Source organism: Klebsiella sp. K4 (assembly GCF_014596785.2).
Lineage (GTDB): Bacteria > Pseudomonadota > Gammaproteobacteria > Enterobacterales > Enterobacteriaceae > Klebsiella > Klebsiella pneumoniae.
Map to the genome: position 1 here is coordinate 24,258 of NZ_CP115021.1, position 22,748 is coordinate 47,005.

A 22,748-nucleotide genomic window follows, 5' to 3' on the forward strand; every position below is an offset into this window, starting at 1 on the left:
AGGAACTGTAATGAAAATCTCCCGCCTCGGCGAAGCGCCGGATTACCGCTTTTCGCTGGCTAACGAACGCACCTTTCTGGCATGGATCCGCACGGCGCTCGGTTTTCTCGCCGCCGGCGTCGGCCTTGACCAGTTAGCGCCGGACTTTGCCACGCCGCTGATCCGTGAAATTCTCGCCCTGCTGCTGTGTCTCTTTGCCGGCGGCATGGCCATCTATGGCTATCTGCGCTGGCTGAATAACGAGAAGGCGATGCGCCTCAAGCAGGACCTTCCCTATACCCGCACGCTGCTGGTGATTAGCATTCTGCTGCTGGCGGTGGTGGCCGCGGTGATGCTGCTGGTGGTGTATGGCGGATAAACGCCGGGCGCGGCGGGAAAGCGATCCCGGTCTTCAGCCAGAGCGCACCTCGCTGGCCTGGTTTCGCACCCTGTTGGGCTACGGCGCGCTGATGGCGCTGGCGATTAAGCACAGCTGGCACCGCGCCGGCCTGCCGTTCTGGCTGTCGATCGGCGTGCTGGCGATTGTGGCGGTGATCCTCTGGGGCTATACCCGCCGTCGTCATCTGATGGACGTCGACGATAGCGATTTTTTACAGCCGCGGGCGGTTCGTGACAAATTTTTGATCGCACTCGCAGTACTTTCTCTGGCATTCCTGTTTGCTGTTACTCACCTTCAACCGATCGCTTTATTCATTAGGGATATGTCATGACAGGATGTCCGGCGAATTTGCCTCTCACTCATGCCCCCGGCCAGCAACATGACACTCCCTTTCAGGCTGTCGTGGTGGAGGCGCATCATTGCCATCAACCGCAGGCGTTCTATGCACAGCTTCGTCAACAGGGGCTCACCGCTATCCATTTTATTCCGCAGCTGGCGGCCGGCGACGCCGCGCTTTGGGGAGAGTTTCTCTGCGCAGTCTTTCACCGCTGGGTGCGGGAAGATATTGGGCGCATCAATATTTTACTTTTTAGCGAGACGCTGAGCGCCTGGTGCGGGGAGACGCTGACCCAGCCAGGCGCGCCGGCGGCCAACAGCGCCTGCTACGGCTGCCCGTGGCTGCGCCTGTGCCGCTGTGGCGAACAGGAAGACCCGCTGTGCGCGGGTTACCGGCAGTTCTACGATTTTAGCGGGCCCTATATGCGAGTGATGCGGGACCTGCGGCGACAGCAGCGGCCGCCAGAGGCGCTGATGCCGCTGCTGCGCTAAAGATTAGCGCCCCTTCGCCAGGTACTGCGCCATCTCCTCTTCCGGCACCATTCCGCCGCCGGTGGCCCACACCAGGTGGGTGGCCTGCTGCAGCTGTTGCTCACTCAGCCCCTGCAGCTGATGGTACGCTTTGCTGGCGCAGACGCGCTGCGGTCCGGCCATCCCGGCCAGCGCGGAGGGTTCAAGACGGATATTTTCCGCTGCCGCCAGCCAGCCCAGCATGTCATACATCGTCTGGTCGTCAAGGGTATAGAACCCGTCGAGCAGGCGCTCCATTGCCCGGCCAACGAACCCGGACGCCCTGCCGACCGCCAGACCGTCGGCCGCGGTCAGGTTATCAATGCCTAAATCCTGCACCGCTATCTGGTCGTGGAGCCCGGTATAGACGCCGAGCAGCATGCATGGCGAATGGGTCGGTTCGGCGAACAGGCAGTGAACGTGGTCGCCGAAGGCCAGCTTCAGGCCAAATGCCACGCCGCCGGGGCCGCCGCCGACGCCGCACGGCAGATAGACGAACAGCGGATGATCGGCATCGACCACGCGCCCTGCTTTGGCAAACTGCGCTTTCAGGCGCTCGCCGGCTACGGCATAGCCGAGGAACAGCGTGCGCGAGTTTTCATCATCGATAAAAAAGCAGTTCGGGTCGGATTCCGCTGCCTTGCGCCCCTGTTCGACCGCCACGCCATAGTCCTCTTCATACTCAACCACCGTTACGCCGTGGCTGCGCAGTTTGGCTTTTTTCCACGCCCTGGCATCGGCGGACATATGCACCGTGACTTTAAAACCAATGCGCGCGCTCATGATGCCGATCGACATCCCAAGGTTGCCGGTGGAGCCGACGGCGATGCTGAACTGGCTAAAGAACTGTTTAAACTCCGGCGTCAGCAATTTGCGATAATCGTCTGCGGTCGTCAGCAGCCCGGCTTCCAGCGCCAGCTTTTCCGCATGGGTCAGCACTTCATAAATCCCACCGCGCGCTTTGATTGATCCGGAGATCGGCAGATGGCTGTCTTTTTTCAGCAGCAGTTCGCCGCTAATTGGCTGGCCGAATTTTTGCTCAAGGCTGCGTTTCATTGTCGGAATGGCAACCACTTCTGATTCGATAATCCCGCCGCTCGCGGCGGTTTCCGGGAAGGCTGCCGCCAGATAGGGCGCGAAGCGCTGAAGGCGGGCATGGGCGTCTTGCACATCGTCGGCGGTCAGACCGACGTAAGGCAACCCCTCCGCCAGGGTGGTGGTTGCCGGGTTAAACCAGGTGGTTTCTTTCAGGGCGATCAGATCCTGCACAAGCGGGAAGGTCGCGGTTAAGGTGGTCAGGTCAGCGTTTTTCATATTACGTCTCTTTGCGCTCAGATAATGAAAGAAAGCAGGAAGGTGGCGGCCAGTGCAAGTAGCGACGCGATAAATGTCGCTGTCGTGTAGTACTTGAACGTTTCACTGAGGCTGGCGCCGCAGTACTGTTTTACCAGCCAGAACAGGGAATCGGTGACGATCGTGCAGCCAATGGCGCCGGAACCGATGGCAATGGCGATGATCTCCGGGCTTACGCCGGGATAAAGCGGCAGCATCGGCGCAACGATGGCGGTAGCGCCCATCATCGCCACGGTGGCGGAGCCAACGGCGGCGTGCAGGATAAGCGCCACCAGCCAGGCCAGCAAAATCGGGTGCATATCAAGGTTCGACAGGATCACCGCGAGGCTATCGGCCAGGCCGCTGGATTTCAAAATTGCGTTGAATGCGCCGCCGGCGCCGATAATCAGCAGGATGTTGGCGATGGACCCAAAGCCGTTTTCGGTATGAGTCAGCAGAACGCCCATCCCCATTTGCCGACGGATGCCGAGCATGTAATAGGCGACAAAGACGGCGATAAACATCGCGGTGATGGGGTTGCCGATAAATTCCAGCACTGTATACAGCGTGCCGCCTTTCGCCATATTCAGTTCAGCGACGGTTTTCACCAGCATCAGGCCAATCGGTAACAGCACGGTAAACAGCGTGGCGCCGAGCGACGGCAGCGTCGATTCTTCGCGAACGTCGAGGTTGGAAAACTCGGCTGGCACTGGTTTAAACGGCAGGCGGTTGCCGAGCAGCCTGAGGAACAGCGGGCCGCCGACCAGGGAGGCGATCAGACCGACCAGCAGGCCATAGACGATAACCGTCCCGATATCAGCCCCCAGTTTATTCGCCACGAACAGCGCGGCCGGATGCGGCGGTACCACGCAGTGCACCGCCATCAGCGCGGTACACAGCGGAATAGCCAGCTTCAGCAGCGAAGTATTGGTTTTTTTGGCGATGGAGAATGCCAGCGGGATCAGCAGCACCACCCCGACTTCGACAAACAGGGTAATGCCGCAGATCAGGCCGACCAGCACCATAATCACATCCGCCGACAGCCAGCGGCAGCGCTGGAGCGTCAGGCCGATGCGCTCCGCCGCGCCGGAGACCTCCATCATCTTGCCGAGAATGGTGCCGAGACCGATCACCGCCGCCAGGAAGCCCAGCGTACCGCCGATCCCGCTCTCAATGGCGTTGACCATCTCCAGCGGGCCCATCCCCATCATCGCCCCGACGAAAAAGCTCGCCAGCAGCAGCGCCAGAAACGGATGAAACTTCAGTTTGACGATGGTTAATACAATTAACACGATGCTAATCAGCAATGTGCTCACAACCCAAATTTGCGATTCCATACCCCACCTCGCCGTAAGTAACGTGTGGTTATTGAACAGAAACTCGGCATGGGCTGACAAACGATATAAATGACCTTTCAGGTGAGCCAAATTGAATCAAAAAGGTGATTTAGCTCTAAAAGTGACCTCTAAATATGCTATGGGTCAAATTAACTCATCCTTTAGCGGAAGTTCCGGCGTTATTTTTTTATCATCCAGACTCCCTTTTATCGCCAGGAGCGCAGAATGGATGTGCTAAAAACCTTAGGTACCCGGTTGCTGAACGGCTGGCAACTCTCCAGGCTGTCGACGTTTGAGGTGGCGGCGCGGCACGAGTCGTTCGCCCTTGCCGCCGACGAGCTGGCGCTCACCCCAAGCGCCGTCAGTCACCGGATTAATCAGCTGGAAGAGGAGCTGGGGATCCAGCTCTTTGTCCGCTCGCACCGCAAAGTGGAGCTGACGCGTGAAGGGAAGCGCGTTTACTGGGCGCTGAAGGCGTCGCTGGATGGTCTCAATCAGGAGATTCTGGACATCAAAAACCAGGAGCTCTCCGGCAGTCTGACGGTCTACTCGCGGCCCTCTATCGCCCAGTGCTGGCTGGTGCCGGCGCTGGGGGATTTCAGTCGCCGCTACCCGGCCATCTCGCTGACCGTGCTGACCGGCAACGATAACGTCAACCTGCAGCGGGCGGGTATCGATCTGGCAATCTATTTTGATGACGCGCCGTCGTCGCAGCTAAGCCACCATTTTCTGATGGATGAGGCGATCGTGCCGGTATGTACGCCGTATTACGCCCGCCAGCTGCAGTTAACGTCAAATCCTGCCAGTCTGCGCCACTGTACGCTGCTTCACGATCGCCAGGCATGGAGCAATGATTCCGGCACCGATGAATGGTTCAGTTGGGCACAACAATTTGGGATTGAACTGCCGCAATCGTCGGGCATCGGCTTCGATCGTTCTGATTTAGCGGTGATTGCGGCGATGAATCATGTGGGGGTAGCGATGGGGCGTAAACGGCTGGTGCAGAAGCGGCTGGAGAGTGGGGAGTTGATCGCCCCGTTCGGCGATATGACGCTGAAATGCCATCAGCATTATTACGTGACCACCCTGCCGGGCCGTCAGTGGCCGAAAATCGACGCCTTTATCGAGTGGCTGCATAGCCTGACCTGAAAAAGAGCCGGGCTATCCCTCGGTGTTGTTAGGGAGGCCGGGTAAGGCGTGCGCCGCCACCCGGCAAAATGACGGCACTGCGCTTGCGCGGGCCGGCAGACGACCAGTCCGGTAGCCCGGATAAGGCGTCAGCCGCCATCCGGGGAACCACTGCCGCGCTTATACCGGCTGCTGATGGTGGGTGAAGCGCGAGGCCAGCGGCAGCCAGCACAGCAGAATCAACAGGCCCATCAGCATCATCAGCAGGCCGAGGCTGCCCTGACCGGTTTGCGGCATCATCGCCGACAGCCAGGCCAGCACGCCGGAGCCGATATTCTGCAAGCCGCCCACCAGCGCCCCGGCGGTTCCGGCGAGGAACGGGAACGGCTCCATCGCGCCGCTGGTGGCCAGCGGGAACAACATCCCGGCGCCGAAGAAGAACAGCGCCGCAGGCACCAGCAGGGTCCAGACGGTCATGATGCCCAGCAGCCCTGGGATCCACATCATCAGACCTGCCAGCAGGCAGCAGATCACCGACTGCCACATCAGGGTCGGGAAACGCTTGTTCGGCCGGCCGGCAAACCACGCCCCGAAGAACGCCGCCGGGATCGGCAGAATAAACAGAATACTCACCGCCATGCTGCTCAGGCCGAGCACCGCGCCCATCAGCACCCCGGAGCAGGCTTCGAATACCGCAATCCCCGCCAGGCCGCCGATCAGCATCAGCAGATAGCAGTTAAAGGCGCCGGTGCCGAACAGCGTTTTGTAGCTGGCCAGAAGTTTGGTGCGCGGCGCCCCTTCCGGGCGCGTTTCCGGCATCCACTTCGCCATGCTGAAGGTCACCCCGGCGCACAGGACCAGCAGGAAAGCGTAGCAGGCGCGCCAGCTCCACAGGGTGTCGAGGATGCCGCCGAGCAGCGGGGCAATCAGCGGGCTGACCAGAATACCCATATTTAACAGGCTATTGGCATGACGCAGCTGAGCGCCTTCGTACAGGTCGCGGGGCAGGGTACGCGCCATCACGCCGCCGACCCCGGTGCCCATCCCCTGCATGGCGCTGGCGGCGATCAGCACTGGCAGGCTATGGGTGGTAATAGCTACCAGCGTCGCCAGCATAAAAATCGACATCCCGACGAGGATCACCGGTCGGCGACCGACGCGGTCAGAGAGCGGGCCGTAGAACAGCTGTGAAATACCGTAGGTCAGCAGATAGGCCGCCATCACGCTTTGTACCGCCCCTTCGCGGACGTTCAGCGCGACCGCCATGTCGGCGATGGCCGGAATATAAATGGTCTGCGCCATCTGGCCGACGGCCACCAGCAGTACCAGCATCAACAACAAATTGAAGTTCTTATGCCGTTTCATGTCGATGAATACTTTGTGAGTAAAGAGAAATGAAGAATATGTGACTGGCACATCCCGTAAACGATGGAGGAATCTACCATATTAAAATGACAGAACAACTGCAAAGTGCCGATTGTTGAGGGAATTCCAGGCAGATTATGTAAACAGGAACGGCAACTAATGTTGCCATCTCAGGCTACGCCAGGCGCAGGAGGATCGCCCCGGCGGCAATCCCGCAGGCGGCCACGATGCGCAGCGGCATCAGTTGCTCTTTCAGGACGATAAAGGCGATCAGCGCGCCAAAGAGAATGGAGGTTTCACGCAGCGCGGCGACCACCGCCAGCGGGGCCTGGGTCATCGCCCATAGCGCCAGGCCGTAGGAGCCCATGGTGCCGATCCCGCCGAGGATGCCTTTTTTCCAGTGCTGACGTAAATAACGACTGGCCTCACGCCGTCGCGCCACCATCGCCCAGCACAGCAGGCAGAAGCCGTTCATAAAAAAGGTCCACAGGGTGTAGCCCAGCGCCGAGCCCGCCAGCCGGACGCCGGTGCCGTCCACCAGCGTATAACCGGCGATAAAGCAGGCGTTGATCAGCGCCAGCACGATGCCTTTGCGCGAGCTGGCGCGGCCGTTAAAGGCCATCGCCAGAATCGCGAGGCAGATGACGCCGATACCCAGCCAGGCCAGCGGCGACAGACGATCGCCGAGGAACAGCACGCTTATCGCCGCCACCAGCACCGTATACACCACCTGTAACGCGCACGACGCCAGCAGATAGGGGGCGCTGGCAAGCGCGGGCTGCGGGGCAAAGGGGAGCATCACCAGGGCGATCAGCGCGGCCGAGCCGCTGACGCCGATCGCCGCGTACATTTTATCGCCGCTGGCTTTGACGATAGCGTTCCAGCTGGCGTGCAGCAGGGCGGCGAACAGCAAAATGCAGAATACGGTGAGGGTCATCGCAGACAGGTTCAACAGTGAAGGTCACCGGAATGTAACACGCGCCCGCGCTGCCTGCCAGCGGGGGGTTAAAGCGAACAAAACAGGCGATGCGTCACCCGCGGTTCATCGTACACCGGGCGAAAACCAAGCCTTTCATAAAAGGGCCAGGCCTGCGCCGGGGCATGGGTGTTGAGAAAGTCGAACCAGGCGCTGGAGTGGGTGATAACCGAGACCAGCAGCTGCTGGCCGATGCCCCGGCGACGGTAGCGTTCGCTGATGTAGAGGTGGCGAATGCGCCCGGCCCGCGGCTGCGGACTGAAGGGATCGCTATTGATGCCGCATACCCCTACCAGCTGGTGGTTGACGAAGGCGCCCAGCAGCGTTTCGCCCGGCGCGTTAAAGCGGTTTTTGCCGCTCTGCCAGTTTTCCGCCAGGCGGCGCAGCATATTGAAATGCTGTTCAAGGCTTTCAATTCGTAGCGCCGCGAACCCCGGGGCATCCGGCGTCGTGGCAGCAATTAACAGGGGTGGCATAGCTTCCTCCATCAAGTCATCCCGGGACGCCCGGCGGGCGCCTGCAGGGGGGCGGTTTCCCGCCCCCCTCAGGTGCGACTTGAACCTGAATCAGCGGAACTGTTTCAGGACTGCATCAAGTAGTTGCAACACAGCAACCATGAGTTTCAGGATCAAAATAATAATATCCATTCCGCCCATACGCGCGTCTCCTGTGGTTAAGGAGCACAATAAGCTGACGTACCTTTCCGCTGCCCGTTGCCAGCTTATCCCTGCCTGTCGCCGGCGGCGTCTGCCCTGGCCGATAGTTCGTCCTTTCCATGAACGGCTTCCCGGCCCGCCGCCTGCAACGACAGGGGTGCGCAGCGCTGAGCCACGCGTTGCCGCGCGGGCCAGTGACTGCACGTTGTTGACGTAACACAGTGTGCTCTCTCGGGGTTAAGGCACTGACGGCACCACCCGTTTCAGCCAGGACTTCGTTGCGCCGGTCAAACTTGCGGCCCCCGAATGGCACAAAGTGAACACACCCAGTATAGATAAATACTGTATGGATGAACAGTATTTTTTGGACAAATCCGCCCCTCTCATCCATACTCTATGACAGAGAAAAACCGACCTTAAATTGCGCGAACTGCAGCGATCGCGTATACTTTTGGCGTTGACGTAATACAGTGTGCTTGCGGCTACCACCTGTAACCATGCTGATAAAAACCTCGCTCCGGCGGGGTTTTTTGTTTTCTGTCCTTTTGCGCCGAACTGTGATCTTTCGCGCAAATTTTCGTGGATGAAAATAAATCCATTGTGAAAACGTAAAACCTGTGTTTGTATAAATTCAGCTTATTTTTCGACACAACAGGTCCCTAATGAACGCAACCCTGATCGCTTCGACCCTACTAAAAACCGCGCCAGCCGCGGTGGTCGTCGTGTCTGTGGTGGTCGTCGTCGGCAATGCGCCGTAGGGTCCGGAACAACACGAATTCCAAACCCCGCCGGCGCAAACCGAGCGGGGTTTTTTGTTGGCGAGCCCCCCGGTAAAGTCGGCCCAGAAGAAAAGGACTGGAGCATGGCAAGTTCGGGCACCACATCAAACACAATGCGCTTTACCGGCGCGCAGCTGGTTGTTCATTTACTGGAGCGCCAGGGTATCACTATGGTCAGCGGCATTCCGGGCGGCTCCATCCTGCCTATCTACGATGCCTTAAGCCAGAGCACGCAGATCCGCCACATCCTGGCGCGCCACGAGCAGGGCGCGGGCTTTATCGCCCAGGGGATGGCGCGTACCGAAGGCAAGCCGGCGGTCTGTATGGCCTGCAGCGGCCCGGGGGCGACGAACCTGGTGACGGCGATCGCCGATGCCCGCCTGGATTCGATTCCGCTGGTCTGCATCACCGGCCAGGTACCGGCCTCGATGATCGGTACCGACGCCTTCCAGGAAGTGGACACCTACGGCATCTCTATCCCCATCACCAAACATAACTATCTGGTGCGCGACATTGCCGAGCTGCCGCAGGTGATCAGCGACGCCTTCCGTATTGCCCAGTCCGGGCGTCCCGGGCCGGTGTGGATAGACATTCCTAAGGACGTGCAGTCGGCGACCATTGAGCTGGAAGCGCTGCCTGAGCCTGGCGAGCGCGCCCCGGCACCGGCATTCGCGCCTGAAAGCGTGCGTGAAGCGGCGGCAATGATCAACGCGGCGAAACGCCCGGTACTGTATCTGGGCGGCGGGGTGATTAACGCGCCGCAGGCGATCCGTGAGCTGGCGGAAAAAGCCAACCTGCCGACCACCATGACCTTAATGGCGCTGGGCATGCTGCCGAAGGCGCATCCTTTGTCGCTGGGCATGCTGGGGATGCACGGCGCGCGCAGCACCAACTTCATTCTGCAGGAGGCGGATTTACTGATTGTTTTAGGCGCCCGTTTTGATGACCGGGCGATTGGCAAGACCGAGCAGTTCTGCCCGAACGCGAAGATTATCCACGTCGATATCGACCGCGCCGAACTGGGCAAAATTAAGCAACCGCACGTGGCGATTCAGGGCGATGTGGCGGAAGTCTTAGCCCAGCTGAACCCGCAGATTGAGGCGCAGCCGCGCGAGGAATGGCGCCAGCTGGTGGCCGACTTGCAGCGCGAATTCCCCTGCGCCATCCCGCAGGAAAGCGACCCGCTCTCCCATTACGGCCTGATTAACGCCGTGGCCGCCTGCGTGGATGATGAAGCGATCATCACTACCGACGTTGGCCAGCACCAGATGTGGACGGCGCAGGCCTACCCGCTCAATCGTCCGCGCCAGTGGCTGACCTCCGGCGGCCTCGGCACCATGGGCTTCGGCCTGCCGGCGGCGATCGGCGCGGCGCTGGCCAATCCGCAGCGCAAGGTTATCTGCTTCTCCGGCGACGGCAGCCTGATGATGAATATTCAGGAGATGGCCACCGCCGCCGAAAATCAGCTGGATGTAAAAATTATCCTGCTGAACAACGAAGCGCTGGGGCTGGTGCATCAGCAGCAGAGCCTGTTCTATCAGCAGGGCGTTTTTGCCGCCACCTATCCGGGGATGATTAACTTTATGCAGATTGCCGCCGGTTTTGGCCTGCAAACCTGTGATTTAAATAATGAATTCGATCCGCAGGCGGCGCTGCAGGCGATCATCGACCGTCCGGGGCCGGCGCTGATCCACGTGCGCATCGACGCACAGCAGAAAGTGTATCCGATGGTACCGCCGGGTGCGGCCAATACTGAAATGGTGGGGGAATAAGCCATGCAAAAACAATGTGATAACGTCATTCTGGAACTCACCGTCCGCAACCATCCCGGCGTCATGACCCACGTGTGCGGGCTTTTTGCCCGTCGCGCGTTTAACGTCGAAGGCATTCTCTGTCTGCCAATTCAGGGCAGCGAACACAGCCGCATCTGGCTGCTGGTAAATGATGACCAGCGACTGGGGCAGATGATTAGCCAGATTGAAAAGCTGGAAGATGTCACCAAAGTGGCGCGTAACCAGTCCGATCCCACCATGTTTAACAAAATTGCGGTGTTCTTCGAATAGCGCTCAAGGCTTGAACAGCCACGCGCTTATCGCTAAGGTAAGCGCCTTTACCGGATGACGCTGCGCTTATCCGGCCTACAAGCAGTGAATCCGTAGGCCGGATAAGGCGTTTACGCCGCCATCCGGCGTTTTCAGGCACCAGGACACACCATGACCACCATCGCCCTTATTGACGATCATTTGATTGTCCGCTCCGGCTTTGCTCAGCTGCTGGGGCTGGAAGCTGATTTTCAGGTTGTCGCCGAATTTGGTAGCGGCCGCGAGGCGCTGACGGGGCTACCGGGGCGCGGCGTGCAGGTCTGTATCTGCGATATCTCAATGCCGGATATTTCCGGGCTGGAGCTGCTCAGCCAGCTGCCGAAGGGGATGGCGACCATCATGCTGTCGGTACACGATAGCCCGGCGCTGATCGAGCAGGCGTTGAACGCCGGCGCGCGCGGCTTCCTGTCGAAACGCTGCAGCCCCGATGAACTTATCGCCGCGGTACGCACGGTGGCGGCGGGCGGTTGCTATCTCACGCCGGATATCGCCATGAAGCTGGCCGCCGGGCGCCAGGATCCGCTCACCAAACGCGAGCGTCAGGTGGCGGAAAAGCTGGCGCAGGGCATGGCGGTGAAAGAGATTGCCGCCGAGCTCGGTCTGTCGCCGAAAACCGTCCACGTACACCGCGCCAACCTGCTGGAAAAGCTGGGCGTCAGCAACGACGTTGAGCTGGCGCGCCGCATGTTCGATAGCTGGCAATGAAGGCCGTCGTCTCACGATTGCTGTCGGTCATCGGCTGCGCCTTTATCTTCGCGGCCGCCTGGTTCTGCCTGTGGAGCATCAGTCTGCATCTGGTGGAACGCGCGGATTTAGCGGTGCTGCTGTTTCCCTTTGGCCTGCGGCTGGGGTTAATGCTGCAATGCCCCCGCGGCTACTGGCCAGTGCTGCTGGGAACCGAATGGCTGCTTATCTTCTGGCTGGCGCAGGAGGTGGCGCTGGCGCACCCGATGATTTTGATGACCGGAAGCCTGCTGACTCTGCTGCCGGTGGCGTTGATCTCGCGCTACCGGCAGCAGCGCGACTGGCTGACGCTGCTGCGTCAGGGCGGGGCGTTAATGGCCGCCGCGCTGCTGCAATCGCTGCCGTGGCTGGCGGAGGGGGACGAGGGGCTTAACGCCCTGCTGTTGACGCTGACCGGCGGCCTGACGCTGGCGCCGACCTGCCTGGTTTTCTGGCACTATCTTACCAGCACCGTCTGGCGGCCGCTGGGGCCGGCGCTGGTGGCGCAGCCGGTTAACTGGCGCGGGCGGCATCTGATCTGGTATCTGCTGTTATTCACCATTAGCCTGTGGCTGCAGCTTGGCCTGCCCGCCGAGCTCTCCCGCTTTACCCCGTTTTGTCTGGCGCTGCCGATTATCGCCCTCGCCTGGCACTACGGCTGGCAGGGAGCGCTGATCGCCACCCTGATGAACGCTATCGCCTTGATTGCCAGCCAGACCTGGCACGATCACCCGGTCGATTTATTGCTTTCCCTGCTGGCACAGAGCCTCACCGGGCTGCTGTTGGGGGCGGGGATCCAGCGGCTACGCGAGCTGAATCAGTCATTACAAAGCGAGCTGGCGCGTAATCGTCGGCTGGCGGAACGCCTGCTGGAGACCGAAGAGAGCGTGCGGCGAGACGTCGCCCGCGAGCTCCATGATGATATCGGCCAGACCATCACCGCGATCCGCACCCAGGCCGGGATCGTACAGCGGCTGGCGCCGGACAACGCCAGCGTGCGCCAGAGCGGTCAGCTGATAGAACAGCTGTCGCTGGGAGTTTACGACTCGGTGCGTAGACTGCTAGGCCGTCTGCGTCCGCGTCAGCTCGACGACCTGCCGCTGGAGCAGGCGGTACGTTCGTTGATGCGCGAGATGGAGCTGGAGGACCGCGGCATTGTCAGCCATCTCGACTGGCGGATTAACGAGGCGGGACTGAGCGAGAACCAGCGCGTGACGCTGTTTCGCGTTTGCCAGGAGGGGCTGAATAATATCGTCAAGCACGCCAGCGCCAGCGCTGTCACTCTGCAGGGCTGGCAGCAGGATGAGCGACTAATGCTGGTGCTGGAAGATGACGGTTGCGGCCTGCCGCCGGGGTCGAATCTGCAGGGGTTCGGCCTGACCGGCATGCGCGAGCGCGTGACCGCCCTGGGCGGCACACTGACGATCTCCTGCACCCACGGTACCCGGGTGTGCGTCAATCTACCGCTGCGTTACGCCTGAGAGGATCGCCGATGTTCGCCTTTTTAAAAGCCCCGCCGGACGCTGCGCCGATTAGCGATAAACGCGAGCTTGATGCGCGTTATCGCTACTGGCGTCGCCATATCCTGTTGACCATCTGGCTGGGCTACGCGCTGTTCTATTTCACCCGCAAAAGCTTTAACGCCGCGGTCCCGGAAATTCTCGCCAGCAACGTCCTGACCCGCAGCGATATTGGCCTGCTGGCCACGCTGTTCTATATCACCTACGGACTGTCGAAATTTTTCTCTGGTATCGTCAGCGACCGCTCCGACGCCCGCTATTTTATGGGGCTTGGGCTTATCGCCACCGGGGTGGTGAATATTCTGTTCGGTTTTTCTTCCTCACTATGGGCTTTCGCGCTGCTGTGGGCGCTGAATGCCTTCTTCCAGGGCTGGGGCTCGCCGGTCTGCGCCCGACTGCTGACGGCCTGGTATTCGCGGACCGAGCGCGGCGGCTGGTGGGCGCTATGGAATACGGCGCATAACGTCGGCGGCGCGCTGATCCCGATGGTGGTGGGAGCGGCGGCGTTGCACTACGGCTGGCGTGCCGGGATGACCATTGCCGGCTGTCTGGCGATCCTCGCCGGACTGTATCTGTGCTGGCGGCTGCGCGATCGCCCGCAGGCGGTGGGGTTACCCGCCGTGGGCGACTGGCGTCACGATGCGCTGGAAATCGCCCAGCAGCAGGAAGGCGCTGGGATGTCTCGTAAAGCGATCCTCACCCGCTACGTGCTGGCCAATCCCTACATCTGGCTGCTGTCGTTGTGCTATGTGCTGGTGTACGTGGTGCGGGCGGCGATTAACGACTGGGGCAATCTGTATATGTCGGAGACGCTCGGCGTCGATCTGGTGACCGCTAACTCGGCGGTGACCATGTTTGAGCTGGGCGGTTTTATCGGCGCGCTGGTGGCGGGGTGGGGCTCGGATAAGCTGTTTAACGGCAACCGTGGGCCGATGAACCTGATTTTCGCCGCCGGAATTTTGCTGTCGGTTGGCGGCCTGTGGCTGATGCCGTTCGCCAGCTATGTCATGCAGGCGGCCTGCTTCTTCACTACCGGTTTCTTCGTTTTCGGCCCGCAGATGCTGATCGGCATGGCGGCGGCGGAATGTTCGCATAAAGAAGCCGCCGGGGCGGCAACCGGGTTTGTCGGCCTGTTCGCTTATCTTGGCGCCTCGCTTTCCGGCTGGCCGCTGGCGCAGGTGATGGATATCTGGCACTGGACCGGATTCTTCGTGGTGATTGCGATTGCCGCCGGCATTTCCGCGCTGCTGCTGCTGCCGTTTTTAAACGCGCAGGCGCCGCGTACCGCCAGCGAAGCGTGATGTAGCTCACCCTTTCGCCGCGAACGGGGCAAAACTAAGAAATTTTCCCGGTTTTACCTGGACGCCGTCTCAGGCCAGACGGCGCGCTGGTTTTTACAATGCCTGGTTATTACGCAGGCATAAAAAATCAGCTCAGGAGATACCCATGCTGGCCTTTCTGAATCAGGTGCGCAAGCCGACCCTGGATCTGCCGCTCGATGTGCGGCGCAAAATGTGGTTCAAACCTTTCATGCAGTCCTATCTGGTGGTTTTCATCGGCTACCTGACCATGTACCTGATCCGCAAGAACTTTAACATCGCGCAGAACGACATGATCTCCACCTACGGGCTGAGCATGACCCAGCTGGGGATGATTGGCCTGGGCTTCTCCATCACCTACGGCGTGGGCAAGACGCTGGTCTCTTATTATGCCGACGGCAAAAACACCAAGCAGTTCCTGCCGTTTATGCTGATCCTCTCCGCCATCTGTATGCTGGGCTTTAGCGCCAGCATGGGGGCGGGTTCTACCAACCTGTTCCTGATGATCGCCTTCTATGCGCTGAGCGGTTTCTTCCAGAGCACCGGCGGCTCGTGCAGCTATTCCACCATCACCAAGTGGACGCCCAGACGCAAACGCGGCACTTTCCTCGGCTTCTGGAATATCTCCCACAACCTCGGCGGCGCGGGCGCGGCGGGCGTGGCGCTGTTTGGCGCCAACTATCTGTTCGACGGCCATGTGATCGGCATGTTTATCTTCCCGTCGATTATTGCGCTGATCGTTGGCTTTATCGGCCTGCGCTACGGTAGCGACTCTCCGGAATCCTACGGCCTCGGCACGGCGGAAGAGCTGTTTGGCGAAGCGATCAGCGAAGAGGACAAAGAGACCGAAGAAAATGCGATGACCAAGTGGCAGATCTTTGTTGAGTACGTGCTGAAAAACAAAGTGATCTGGCTGCTGTGCTTCTCCAACATCTTCCTCTACGTGGTGCGTATCGGTATCGATCAGTGGTCCACCGTGTACGCCTTCCAGGAGCTGAAGCTGTCTAAAGAGGTGGCGATTCAGGGCTTTACCCTGTTTGAGGTCGGCGCGCTGGTTGGCACGCTACTGTGGGGCTGGCTGTCGGATCTGGCCAACGGCCGCCGCGCGCTGGTGGCCTGCATCGCGCTGGCGCTAATTATCGCCACCCTTGGGGTTTACCAACACGCCAGCAACCAGTACGTCTATCTGGCCTCGTTATTTGCGCTGGGCTTCCTGGTGTTTGGTCCGCAGCTGTTGATCGGCGTCGCCGCCGTCGGTTTCGTACCGAAAAAAGCGATCGGCGCCGCCGATGGGATCAAGGGCACCTTCGCCTATCTGATCGGCGATAGCTTCGCCAAACTGGGTCTCGGGATGATCGCCGACGGCACCCCGGTCTTCGGCCTGACCGGCTGGGCCGGCACCTTTGCGGCGCTGGACGCCGCCGCCGTCGGCTGTATCTGCCTGATGGCCATCGTGGCTATCTTTGAAGAGCGTAAAATTCGCCGCGAGAAAAAGAACCGTATTTTGCAGACCGCCTGATTCACCAGGTATTTGGTAACCTTGCCCGGCCTTCGCGCCGGGCTTTTTTATTTCTTGCGCATTATGCCAGGTCCGACAGTCGACAGCAGGCAAATTCCCATTATGATAGTCAGGCTGCGATTGGATGAGAGGATGCATGATCTGGATAGGACTGGCCACCCTGGTAGTGGTGTTTGTTGTGGGATTTCGGGTGCTTACCTCTGATTCACGCCGCGCGATCCGCCGCCTGAGCGAACGCCTCGGCATCACGCCTGTCCCGCTGGAATCGATGATCGATCAGCTGGGAAAAACCGCCGGTAATGAGTATTTGCGTTACCTGGAGCGGCCGAATGAAGCACATCTGCAGAACGCCGCCCAGGTGCTGCTGATCTGGCAGGTCGCGATTGTCGACGCCAGCGAAAAAAACCTGCATTACTGGTATCGCCTGATGCAAAAAGCACGTTTAGCGGCGCCGATTACCGACGCGCAGATCCGCCTGGCGCAAGGTTTTCTGCGCGAGCTGGACCCGGATGTGAGCGATTTACATAACCTACAGCAGCGCTACAACGACCTGTTTCTCCCGGAAGACGGCGTGCACTGGCTGCACTGATCTCATAGTTATTCGGCCTGGGGTTCATCGCTTTTTGTGCCGGATGGCGGCTGCGCCTTATCCGGCCTACGGTTTCCGCACTCGTCACTTGTAGGCCGGATAAGCGTAAGCGCCATCCGGCAGGATAACTACAGTAGGATTTTCAGGCCGTGTTTTTGTACGACGCTAAGCAATTTTAATGACATTCCGCTCGGTCGTTTAGCGCCAGTCTCCCATTTTTGCACGGTAGACACGCTGGTATTCAGATAACGAGCGAACACGGGTTGGCTAACATTGAGTTGTTCACGTAGCGCTTTAATTTCAATGGGTTGAAGTGCGGCTACGCTACCGAGACATGATTCATCAAAATGGCGCATTGTTTCCTGTGGGATTGCGCCAACGCTGAATAGCCCCGACGCAGCGCTATGGATCGCTTCGAAAGCCGGGCTTTTGTATTTATTTTTTGCTGTCATCGCAAATCTCCACTAATTCTTTACTTTTAACTAAGGCCGTCGTTTTCTCTTCAGAGAGATTGGCATAGTGTTTTGCTAACTCACGAAACCCCATTAATTCGCGATGGTTGATATTGGCCATATCCTGTTTGGCATATAGAAAGGTATAAAACCAATACTCTGCGCTTTTTTGGTAAGGATGATTGCGCGATCGCGATTCTTGTTGAGTCGCTTTTTATAAACCCCTCCTCCTAAATCAACCACCTTGCCCTGAAGCGCAGATTGAATTGCCTGATAGAGCTCGTCGTCGGAAATGCCATGAGAGCTAGCCTCTCTGGCGAACCATTTGGTTTTAAAGATACGCATTGCTGACATCCTGTCGTTAAAAGTATAGCACATAGTGCTATATTAAATTCTCCTGAGATTTGTTAAAGCGATAGCAAGCATCGTTTTTTTAAACATGCGAGCAGCTACGCATCCTCTTATGAAAAGCGAGAAGAGTTGCGAAAACGTTAAGTACGTCACATACAAAATGTTACACTGCGCAGCTTTCCGCCACTTTCTTCGCAGGTCACTCATGAGTCATTCAAATGAAACCAAACCCCATGCACGCGATCTCGCGCGGCCAAACTGGTCGGCGGTTTTCGCGGTTGCTTTCTGCGTCGCCTGCCTGATTACCGTTGAGTTTTTGCCGGTCAGCCTGCTGACGCCGATGGCGCTGGATTTAGGCATCTCCGAAGGGATGGCCGGGCAGTCGGTGACGACGACGGCATTCGTCGCGATGTTTTCCAGCCTGTTTATCACCACGGTGATAGGTAAAACCGATCGCCGCTACGTGGTTATCCTGTTTTCACTGCTGCTGACCCTTTCTTGCCTGCTGGTATCTTTCGCTGATAGCTTCACCCTGCTACTGCTGGGGCGCGCCTGTCTGGGCCTGGCGCTCGGCGGTTTCTGGGCGATGTCCGCATCGCTGACCATGCGTCTGGTGCCGATGCGCGTGGTGCCGAAAGCGCTATCGATTATCTTCGGCGCGGTATCAATCGCGCTGGTGATCGCCGCCCCGTTGGGCAGTTTCCTTGGCGGGCTTATCGGCTGGCGCAACGTCTTTAACGGCGCGGCGGTAATGGGCGTGCTGTGTACGCTCTGGGTGCTGAAAGCGCTGCCGTCGCTGCCCGGTGAATCGGCTTCTCAGCAGCAAAATATGTTTGGTCTGCTGAAGCGTCCGGGGGTGATGGCCGGAATGTGCGCCATTTTCATGGCCTTTGCCGGACAGTTCGCCTTCTTTACCTATATTCGCCCGGTTTACATGACCCTCGCCGGTTTTGACGTCGACGGCCTGACGCTGGTGCTGCTGAGCTTTGGTATCGCCAGCTTTATCGGCACCTCGCTCTCCTCGGTGCTGCTCAAGCGTTCGGTGAAAGCGGCGCTGGCGATTGCGCCGCTGGTGCTGACCGCCTGCGCGGTGGCGCTGGTGCTGTGGGGAGAGAGCAAAATCATCGCCTCGACGGTGGCGATTATCTGGGGCTTCGCGTTTGCGCTGATCCCGGTGGGGTGGTCAACGTGGATCACCCGTTCCCTCTCCGATCAGGCGGAAAAAGCCGGGTCGATTCAGGTGGCGGTGATCCAGCTGGCCAACACCTGCGGCGCCGCGGTCGGCGGCATTGCGCTTGACCACTTAGGGCTGCTGTCGCCGCTGGTGTTGTCAGGGATATTGATGCTGTTTACCGGCCTGCTGGTGGCGGCCAAAGTGAAGGTGAATTCACCCGCTTAAGGCCGCTCGCCTTTTGCCAGCCGGGCATTGATGTCGGCAATCACTTCCGGCAGGTCCGCCAGGGTATCAACCACATAATGCGCCCCGGCGGCATACAGTTTGTCTGCCGCCCGCTCGCGGCGGGTGGCGATTTCCGCTTTCGACATCGCCTGGTACTCCTCCCAGGTAGCGCCGAATTCGTTACCGGACACCGCCAGCCCGACGCTCCACATCCCGGCATGTAACCCTTCGCTGATGCCCGGCGCGGCGTCGTCGACCTTCACGCAGTGGGCCACATCGTCTATGCCCAGGGTAATCACGTTCTGCAGCGCCATCCACGGGCCCGGACGACCGCCGGCGGCAAGGTCATCGGTGGCGACCCAGTGGTCCGGGGCGTAGCCCTGGGCGGCGGCGGCCGGTACCAGCTTTTCCATCACCGGGCGCGGATAACCCGAGCAGGAGCCGATCTTCAGGCCCTCGGCGCGCAGCGCGGCGATGGTGTCGACCACGCCGGCAATCGGTGCGGAAAAATCGACAACCTTAGCGATTTGCAGCGGCATAAACGCGGCGTAGATCGCATCGATATCGGCGGCCGTCATCGCGCGGCCGAATTTGGCCTGCCAGCGGCTATCGACAGCAGGGAGTTTGCCCAGCGCCTCAATGTGCTGCCACTTGCCAAGCCCCATCGGCACGCGGGCCTCTTCAAGGGTGATCTCAATATCGAAGGCCTGGCGGAAGGCCTCGACGAAGATTTGCGTCGGGGCGAAAGAGCCGAAGTCTACGGTGGTGCCTGCCCAGTCAAGGATCAGTGCGCTAATACGGTTCATGGCGGTTCCTTATTGTTTCCAGTACATGGCGTTGTCGATAGCCGCCAGCAGGGCGGTGATATCGGCGTCGTAGACTTCGCCAATGTTGCCGATGCGGAAGCAGTCGCTTTGCGATACTTTGCCCGGATAGATAACGAAGCCCTGATCTTTCAGCTTCTGGTAGAAGGTGTGAAAGCGATACTGCGGCGCATCCGGTGAATAAAAGGCGGTAATGATCGGCGAGTGCAGGCTATCGTCGAGCAGCGGCCGGAAGCCGAGCGCGCGCATCCCTGCCACCAGACGGCGCTGATTGTTGCGGTAGCGCTGATGGCGAGCGCTGACGCCGCCCTCCTGCGCCAGCTCTTTCAGCGCCTGGGCGAAGGCAAGCACGGTATGGGTCGGCGAGGTGAAGCGCCACTTGCCGTGGTTGTCCTCCATGCAGCGCCACTGGGCGTACAGATCCAGCGACAGCGAGCGCGAACGGCCTTTGCAGGCGGCCAGCTCCGCTTCGCGGGCAATCACGAAGGCAAAGCCCGGCACGCCCTGAATGCATTTGTTGGCGGAGCTTATCAGGTAATCAATATTCAGCGCGGCGATATCCAGTGGAATGCCGCCGAAGCTGCTCATCGCATCGACGATATAGCGTTTATCGTACCGTTTCGCCAGTTCGGCCACCTCTTCGATCGGATTCAGCATACCGGTGGTGGTTTCGCTGTGTACCATCGCGATATGGGTGATCGCCGGGTCGTTCTGCAGGATCTGTTCGATCGCGGCCGCGTCCGGACGGGAGACTTCGCCACAGTCGTAAGGGTGGCAGGCGATGCCCATCAGCTGCGCCATCTCAATCATACGCGCGCCATAGGCGCCATTGCTGACGATCAACACTTTGCCCTGTTCGCCGATGACGCTGCCGAGCACCGCTTCGACCGCGTAGCTGCCGCTACCCTGCAGTAGCACCGCCGTATAACCGTCGGCCGGGGTAGCCAACTGCACCAGCTGCTGGCGAATGGTCTGTACCACGCCGAGATTGTAATCATCATCCCAGGTACAGCTATCGAACAACATCGCCTCTTTTACCGTACGGGAGGTGGTTAGCGGGCCGGGGGTCAGCAGCAGGTAGTTCCGTGAAGTCATTTGTCTCACCATTTGGTCTATACCAGATTTATAGTTATCATGGAGACAAAGCCGGGACAGGGTCAAAGGAAATGTGGCGCTGCAACAAAAAATTCATCTGGCTATGTATAATGAGCGCACGAAAAGTGGCAGTGAGTAAACATGAAATCACCCTCTGGCGAGATGCCGCAATACCTGATGATTAAGGCGCAGCTGCAGGCGCGTATTCAAAACGGCGCCCTCAAAAGCGGCGACAAGCTGCCTTCCGAGCGCGAGCTGTGCGCGCTGTTCAACACGACGCGGATTACGGTGCGTGAGAGCCTGGCGCAGCTGGAGGCCAGCGGCGTGATTTACCGCGCCGACCGCCGCGGCTGGTTTGTGACGCCGGAGCGTCTATGGCTGGATCCGACGCAAAATACCAACTTCCACAAGCTGTGTCTCGAGCAGGGTCGCGAACCGAAAACGGTGCTGCTTGATGGCCGCCTGGCTGCCGTGCCGCTGGATGTGATGGCGCCGCTGGCGCTGCAGCCCTTCGATCAGGTCTACCTGCTGACCCGGCTGCGCTATGCCGACGGGCGTCCGGTGTGCTACTGCGAAAACCACTGTCTGCCCGCGCGGGTGCCTGAGCTGCTGCGCCACGATCTCAACGGCAGTCTGACCGAGATTTATCAAACTCACTACGACCTGATCTATACCAGTATGCATCTGTCGTTTTATCCCACCTCAATGCCGCCGCAGGCCGCCGAGGCGCTGGGGGTGATGGAGGGGCGCCCGGCGCTGCTGTTGCGCAGGCTGAATTACGATCAGCACGGGCGTATTCTCGACTACGATATCGAATACTGGCGGCATGATAGCCTGCGGATCGAAGTCGATACCCATTGATTTTATTAGTTAAATTTTTTGATCTCCCCGGTGGCGCTAGCGCGTGCCGGGGCTACGCATCCCGCTCGTTTTAACTCCTTCGACACACTTCTTTCATCGTTTTGTCATAAACCCCCGGTAGCGTGAAGCTAAATCTGGTCTACACCAGAATAACTGACTATCCGATGAGGCTTACACGATGAAACTCTCCCGACTTGCTCTGCTGTCCCTGTTCGCGCTGACCAGCTCTCCGGTTTGGGCGGACGGCGTCGTCACGGTTTACTCCGCCGACGGCCTGCATGACGGCGATAACAGCTGGTATCAGAGCCAGTTTGACGCCTTCACCAAAGCGACGGGCATCAAAGTGCAGTATGTGGAAGGCGGCTCTGGCGCGATCGTCGAGCGTCTGGCGAAGGAGCGCACCAATCCGCAGGCCGATGTGCTGGTCACGGTGCCGCCGTTTATCCAGCGCGCCGCGAAAGAGCAATTGCTGGCAACCTTTACCCCGCAAGGTAGCGCGCAGATCCCCGGCGCTAACGACCGCTACGCGCCGCTGGTGAATAACTATCTGACCTTCATCTATAACAGTCAGTTGCTGAAAAGCGCGCCGGCCAGCTGGCAGGATCTGCTGGATAGCCGCTTTAAGAACAAGTTGCAGTACTCCACGCCGGGTCAGGCGGGCGACGGTACCGCGGTGATGCTGCAGGCGTTCCACAGCCTCGGCGGCAAAGACGCCGGCTTCGAGTATCTGGGCAAGCTGCAGGCCAATAACGTTGGCCCATCGGCCTCGACCGGTAAGCTGACGGCGCTGGTCAATAAAGGCGAGCTGTACGTCGCCAACGGCGATCTGCAGATGAACCTGTCGCAGATGGCGCGTAACCCGAACGTTAAAATTTTCTGGCCGGCGGATGACAAAGGCGAGCGCAGCGCGCTGGCGCTGCCCTACACCATCGGGCTGGTGCAGAACGGACCGAACAGCGAAAACGGCAAAAAGCTGATCAATTTCCTGCTGGATAAACCGGCGCAATCCAGCGTCAGCGCGCGCTCCTGGGGCCTGCCGGTACGCAGCGATGTAGCGCCGGATGATGCTAACTTTAAGGCGGCGAAAGCGGCGCTCGACGGCGTGAAGAGCTGGGAACCTAACTGGGACGATGTCGCGGTATCGCTGTCGGCTGACATTGCCCGCTGGCATAAAGTGACCGATAGCGAGTAAGCCT

The 22,748-nt window shown here is 59.5% G+C and carries 26 protein-coding genes and 1 pseudogene; 16 read left to right on the forward strand and 11 right to left on the reverse strand.

Features of this window, described 5'->3' with window-relative positions:
* Positions 1-10: 10 nt before the first annotated feature.
* The 3 genes from IB144_RS00110 to IB144_RS00120 all read left to right on the forward strand — a co-directional run bounded on the left by IB144_RS00110 (position 11) and on the right by IB144_RS00120 (position 1,207).
* The gene (locus tag IB144_RS00110) at positions 11-358 is read left to right on the forward strand and encodes a DUF202 domain-containing protein (protein WP_002923305.1); all 348 of its coding nucleotides are present in this window, start codon (positions 11-13) and stop codon (positions 356-358) included.
* Positions 348-710, forward strand: coding sequence for a DUF202 domain-containing protein (locus IB144_RS00115; protein WP_065888786.1), 363 nt, complete (start codon positions 348-350; stop codon positions 708-710). Before IB144_RS00110 ends, IB144_RS00115 begins: the two co-directional genes overlap by 11 nt.
* Positions 711-784: 74 nt before the next feature.
* Positions 785-1,207, forward strand: coding sequence for a hypothetical protein (locus tag IB144_RS00120; protein WP_004889115.1), 423 nt, complete (start codon positions 785-787; stop codon positions 1,205-1,207).
* A 3-nt stretch (positions 1,208-1,210) separates the two neighbouring features.
* Here IB144_RS00120 and dsdA read toward each other — a convergent pair whose 3' ends face one another.
* The gene (gene dsdA, locus IB144_RS00125) at positions 1,211-2,539 is read right to left on the reverse strand and encodes a D-serine ammonia-lyase (RefSeq protein ID WP_065888785.1); all 1,329 of its coding nucleotides are present in this window, start codon (positions 2,537-2,539) and stop codon (positions 1,211-1,213) included.
* Between the two features lie 17 nt (positions 2,540-2,556).
* On the reverse strand, positions 2,557-3,894 hold the full coding sequence (gene dsdX / locus IB144_RS00130) for a D-serine transporter DsdX (protein ID WP_004173855.1): 1,338 nt from the start codon (positions 3,892-3,894) through the stop codon (positions 2,557-2,559).
* Between the two features lie 91 nt (positions 3,895-3,985).
* Here dsdX and IB144_RS00135 point away from each other — a divergent pair, with 91 nt between their 5' ends.
* Both IB144_RS00135 and dsdC read left to right on the forward strand, forming a co-directional pair.
* Positions 3,986-4,132 (forward strand): hypothetical protein, encoded by a 147-nt coding sequence (locus IB144_RS00135; protein WP_032414305.1) that lies wholly within the window; start codon positions 3,986-3,988, stop codon positions 4,130-4,132.
* Positions 4,120-5,043, forward strand: coding sequence for a DNA-binding transcriptional regulator DsdC (gene dsdC, locus IB144_RS00140; protein WP_004150274.1), 924 nt, complete (start codon positions 4,120-4,122; stop codon positions 5,041-5,043). The genes IB144_RS00135 and dsdC overlap by 13 nt, the downstream gene beginning before the upstream one ends.
* Before the next feature lie 159 nt (positions 5,044-5,202).
* Here dsdC and emrD read toward each other — a convergent pair whose 3' ends face one another.
* From emrD to IB144_RS00165, 5 genes are all read right to left on the reverse strand, one after another.
* On the reverse strand, positions 5,203-6,387 hold the full coding sequence (gene emrD / locus IB144_RS00145; protein WP_004181587.1) for a multidrug efflux MFS transporter EmrD: 1,185 nt from the start codon (positions 6,385-6,387) through the stop codon (positions 5,203-5,205).
* Positions 6,388-6,562: 175 nt separating this feature from the next.
* A complete protein-coding gene (locus IB144_RS00150) occupies positions 6,563-7,324 on the reverse strand; it encodes a DMT family transporter (protein ID WP_040215430.1) in 762 nt (253 codons plus the stop codon).
* Positions 7,325-7,392: 68 nt separating this feature from the next.
* Positions 7,393-7,839, reverse strand: a complete 447-nt coding sequence (locus tag IB144_RS00155; protein WP_002923294.1) for a GNAT family N-acetyltransferase — start codon at positions 7,837-7,839, stop codon at positions 7,393-7,395.
* Positions 7,840-7,929: 90 nt separating this feature from the next.
* Positions 7,930-8,049 (reverse strand): type I toxin-antitoxin system toxin TisB, encoded by a 120-nt coding sequence (tisB, locus tag IB144_RS00160; RefSeq protein ID WP_004145059.1) that lies wholly within the window; start codon positions 8,047-8,049, stop codon positions 7,930-7,932.
* 452 nt (positions 8,050-8,501) lie between these two features.
* A complete protein-coding gene (locus tag IB144_RS00165) occupies positions 8,502-8,669 on the reverse strand; it encodes a hypothetical protein (RefSeq protein WP_004150272.1) in 168 nt (55 codons plus the stop codon).
* A 12-nt stretch (positions 8,670-8,681) separates the two neighbouring features.
* Here IB144_RS00165 and ivbL point away from each other — a divergent pair, with 12 nt between their 5' ends.
* The 8 genes from ivbL (at position 8,682) to IB144_RS00205 (ending at position 16,570) form a co-directional block, all read left to right on the forward strand.
* Complete coding sequence (gene ivbL / locus IB144_RS00170; RefSeq protein WP_002923286.1) at positions 8,682-8,777, forward strand: ilvB operon leader peptide IvbL; 96 nt, start codon at positions 8,682-8,684, stop codon at positions 8,775-8,777.
* Between the two features lie 104 nt (positions 8,778-8,881).
* Positions 8,882-10,570 (forward strand): acetolactate synthase large subunit, encoded by a 1,689-nt coding sequence (gene ilvB, locus IB144_RS00175; protein ID WP_004181586.1) that lies wholly within the window; start codon positions 8,882-8,884, stop codon positions 10,568-10,570.
* A gap of 3 nt (positions 10,571-10,573) precedes the next feature.
* Entirely contained in the window at positions 10,574-10,861 is a 288-nt protein-coding gene (gene ilvN / locus IB144_RS00180) for an acetolactate synthase small subunit (protein WP_002923283.1), read from the forward strand.
* Positions 10,862-11,011: 150 nt separating this feature from the next.
* Complete coding sequence (uhpA, locus tag IB144_RS00185) at positions 11,012-11,605, forward strand: transcriptional regulator UhpA (RefSeq protein ID WP_002923282.1); 594 nt, start codon at positions 11,012-11,014, stop codon at positions 11,603-11,605.
* A gap of 17 nt (positions 11,606-11,622) precedes the next feature.
* Positions 11,623-13,104: a signal transduction histidine-protein kinase/phosphatase UhpB gene (gene uhpB / locus IB144_RS00190; RefSeq protein WP_072198268.1), complete on the forward strand. Its 1,482-nt coding sequence runs from the start codon at positions 11,623-11,625 to the stop codon at positions 13,102-13,104.
* An 11-nt stretch (positions 13,105-13,115) separates the two neighbouring features.
* Positions 13,116-14,444 carry an MFS transporter gene (locus tag IB144_RS00195; RefSeq protein WP_004145056.1) on the forward strand — a complete coding sequence of 443 codons (1,329 nt, stop codon included), beginning with the start codon at positions 13,116-13,118 and terminating at the stop codon, positions 14,442-14,444.
* A 145-nt stretch (positions 14,445-14,589) separates the two neighbouring features.
* Entirely contained in the window at positions 14,590-15,981 is a 1,392-nt protein-coding gene (gene uhpT, locus IB144_RS00200) for a hexose-6-phosphate:phosphate antiporter (protein ID WP_065888784.1), read from the forward strand.
* Positions 15,982-16,117: 136 nt separating this feature from the next.
* Positions 16,118-16,570 carry a DUF1198 family protein gene (locus tag IB144_RS00205; protein ID WP_004901545.1) on the forward strand — a complete coding sequence of 151 codons (453 nt, stop codon included), beginning with the start codon at positions 16,118-16,120 and terminating at the stop codon, positions 16,568-16,570.
* Between the two features lie 128 nt (positions 16,571-16,698).
* Here IB144_RS00205 and IB144_RS00210 read toward each other — a convergent pair whose 3' ends face one another.
* Positions 16,699-17,022 (reverse strand): DNA-binding transcriptional regulator, encoded by a 324-nt coding sequence (locus tag IB144_RS00210; protein WP_004173862.1) that lies wholly within the window; start codon positions 17,020-17,022, stop codon positions 16,699-16,701.
* Positions 17,006-17,367 (reverse strand): annotated as a pseudogene (locus IB144_RS00215) (type II toxin-antitoxin system RelE/ParE family toxin). Before IB144_RS00215 ends, IB144_RS00210 begins: the two are co-directional and overlap by 17 nt.
* 211 nt (positions 17,368-17,578) lie before the next feature.
* Between IB144_RS00215 and nepI the strand changes: the two are divergent.
* Positions 17,579-18,772 (forward strand): purine ribonucleoside efflux pump NepI, encoded by a 1,194-nt coding sequence (gene nepI, locus IB144_RS00220; RefSeq protein WP_002923205.1) that lies wholly within the window; start codon positions 17,579-17,581, stop codon positions 18,770-18,772.
* Here the strand turns inward: nepI and phnX are convergent.
* Both phnX and phnW read right to left on the reverse strand, forming a co-directional pair.
* Positions 18,769-19,578, reverse strand: coding sequence for a phosphonoacetaldehyde hydrolase (gene phnX, locus IB144_RS00225; protein ID WP_062920368.1), 810 nt, complete (start codon positions 19,576-19,578; stop codon positions 18,769-18,771). The two genes, nepI and phnX, sit on opposite strands and share 4 nt — an antisense overlap.
* Before the next feature lie 9 nt (positions 19,579-19,587).
* Entirely contained in the window at positions 19,588-20,691 is a 1,104-nt protein-coding gene (gene phnW, locus IB144_RS00230) for a 2-aminoethylphosphonate--pyruvate transaminase (RefSeq protein ID WP_004181579.1), read from the reverse strand.
* 141 nt (positions 20,692-20,832) lie between these two features.
* Between phnW and phnR the strand changes: the two genes are divergently transcribed.
* A complete protein-coding gene (phnR, locus tag IB144_RS00235; RefSeq protein WP_004145049.1) occupies positions 20,833-21,552 on the forward strand; it encodes a phosphonate utilization transcriptional regulator PhnR in 720 nt (239 codons plus the stop codon).
* Between the two features lie 178 nt (positions 21,553-21,730).
* Positions 21,731-22,744, forward strand: coding sequence for a 2-aminoethylphosphonate ABC transporter substrate-binding protein (phnS, locus tag IB144_RS00240; RefSeq protein ID WP_065888783.1), 1,014 nt, complete (start codon positions 21,731-21,733; stop codon positions 22,742-22,744).
* Positions 22,745-22,748: the final 4 nt, after the last annotated feature.

Bases quoted from the DNA above. Each gene is read 5' to 3' on its own strand.
- IB144_RS00110 (WP_002923305.1), top strand. From the start codon at position 11: ATGAAAATCTCCCGCCTCGGCGAAGCGCCGGATTACCGCTTTTCGCTG.
- IB144_RS00115 (WP_065888786.1), top strand. From the start codon at position 348: ATGGCGGATAAACGCCGGGCGCGGCGGGAAAGCGATCCCGGTCTTCAG.
- dsdA (WP_065888785.1), bottom strand. From the start codon at position 2,539: ATGAAAAACGCTGACCTGACCACCTTAACCGCGACCTTCCCGCTTGTG.
- dsdX (WP_004173855.1), bottom strand. From the start codon at position 3,894: ATGGAATCGCAAATTTGGGTTGTGAGCACATTGCTGATTAGCATCGTG.
- dsdC (WP_004150274.1), top strand. From the start codon at position 4,120: ATGGATGTGCTAAAAACCTTAGGTACCCGGTTGCTGAACGGCTGGCAA.
- emrD (WP_004181587.1), bottom strand. From the start codon at position 6,387: ATGAAACGGCATAAGAACTTCAATTTGTTGTTGATGCTGGTACTGCTG.
- IB144_RS00150 (WP_040215430.1), bottom strand. From the start codon at position 7,324: ATGACCCTCACCGTATTCTGCATTTTGCTGTTCGCCGCCCTGCTGCAC.
- IB144_RS00155 (WP_002923294.1), bottom strand. From the start codon at position 7,839: ATGCCACCCCTGTTAATTGCTGCCACGACGCCGGATGCCCCGGGGTTC.
- ivbL (WP_002923286.1), top strand. From the start codon at position 8,682: ATGAACGCAACCCTGATCGCTTCGACCCTACTAAAAACCGCGCCAGCC.
- ilvB (WP_004181586.1), top strand. From the start codon at position 8,882: ATGGCAAGTTCGGGCACCACATCAAACACAATGCGCTTTACCGGCGCG.
- ilvN (WP_002923283.1), top strand. From the start codon at position 10,574: ATGCAAAAACAATGTGATAACGTCATTCTGGAACTCACCGTCCGCAAC.
- uhpA (WP_002923282.1), top strand. From the start codon at position 11,012: ATGACCACCATCGCCCTTATTGACGATCATTTGATTGTCCGCTCCGGC.
- IB144_RS00195 (WP_004145056.1), top strand. From the start codon at position 13,116: ATGTTCGCCTTTTTAAAAGCCCCGCCGGACGCTGCGCCGATTAGCGAT.
- uhpT (WP_065888784.1), top strand. From the start codon at position 14,590: ATGCTGGCCTTTCTGAATCAGGTGCGCAAGCCGACCCTGGATCTGCCG.
- IB144_RS00205 (WP_004901545.1), top strand. From the start codon at position 16,118: ATGATCTGGATAGGACTGGCCACCCTGGTAGTGGTGTTTGTTGTGGGA.
- IB144_RS00210 (WP_004173862.1), bottom strand. From the start codon at position 17,022: ATGACAGCAAAAAATAAATACAAAAGCCCGGCTTTCGAAGCGATCCAT.
- nepI (WP_002923205.1), top strand. From the start codon at position 17,579: ATGAGTCATTCAAATGAAACCAAACCCCATGCACGCGATCTCGCGCGG.
- phnX (WP_062920368.1), bottom strand. From the start codon at position 19,578: ATGAACCGTATTAGCGCACTGATCCTTGACTGGGCAGGCACCACCGTA.
- phnW (WP_004181579.1), bottom strand. From the start codon at position 20,691: ATGACTTCACGGAACTACCTGCTGCTGACCCCCGGCCCGCTAACCACC.
- phnR (WP_004145049.1), top strand. From the start codon at position 20,833: ATGAAATCACCCTCTGGCGAGATGCCGCAATACCTGATGATTAAGGCG.
- phnS (WP_065888783.1), top strand. From the start codon at position 21,731: ATGAAACTCTCCCGACTTGCTCTGCTGTCCCTGTTCGCGCTGACCAGC.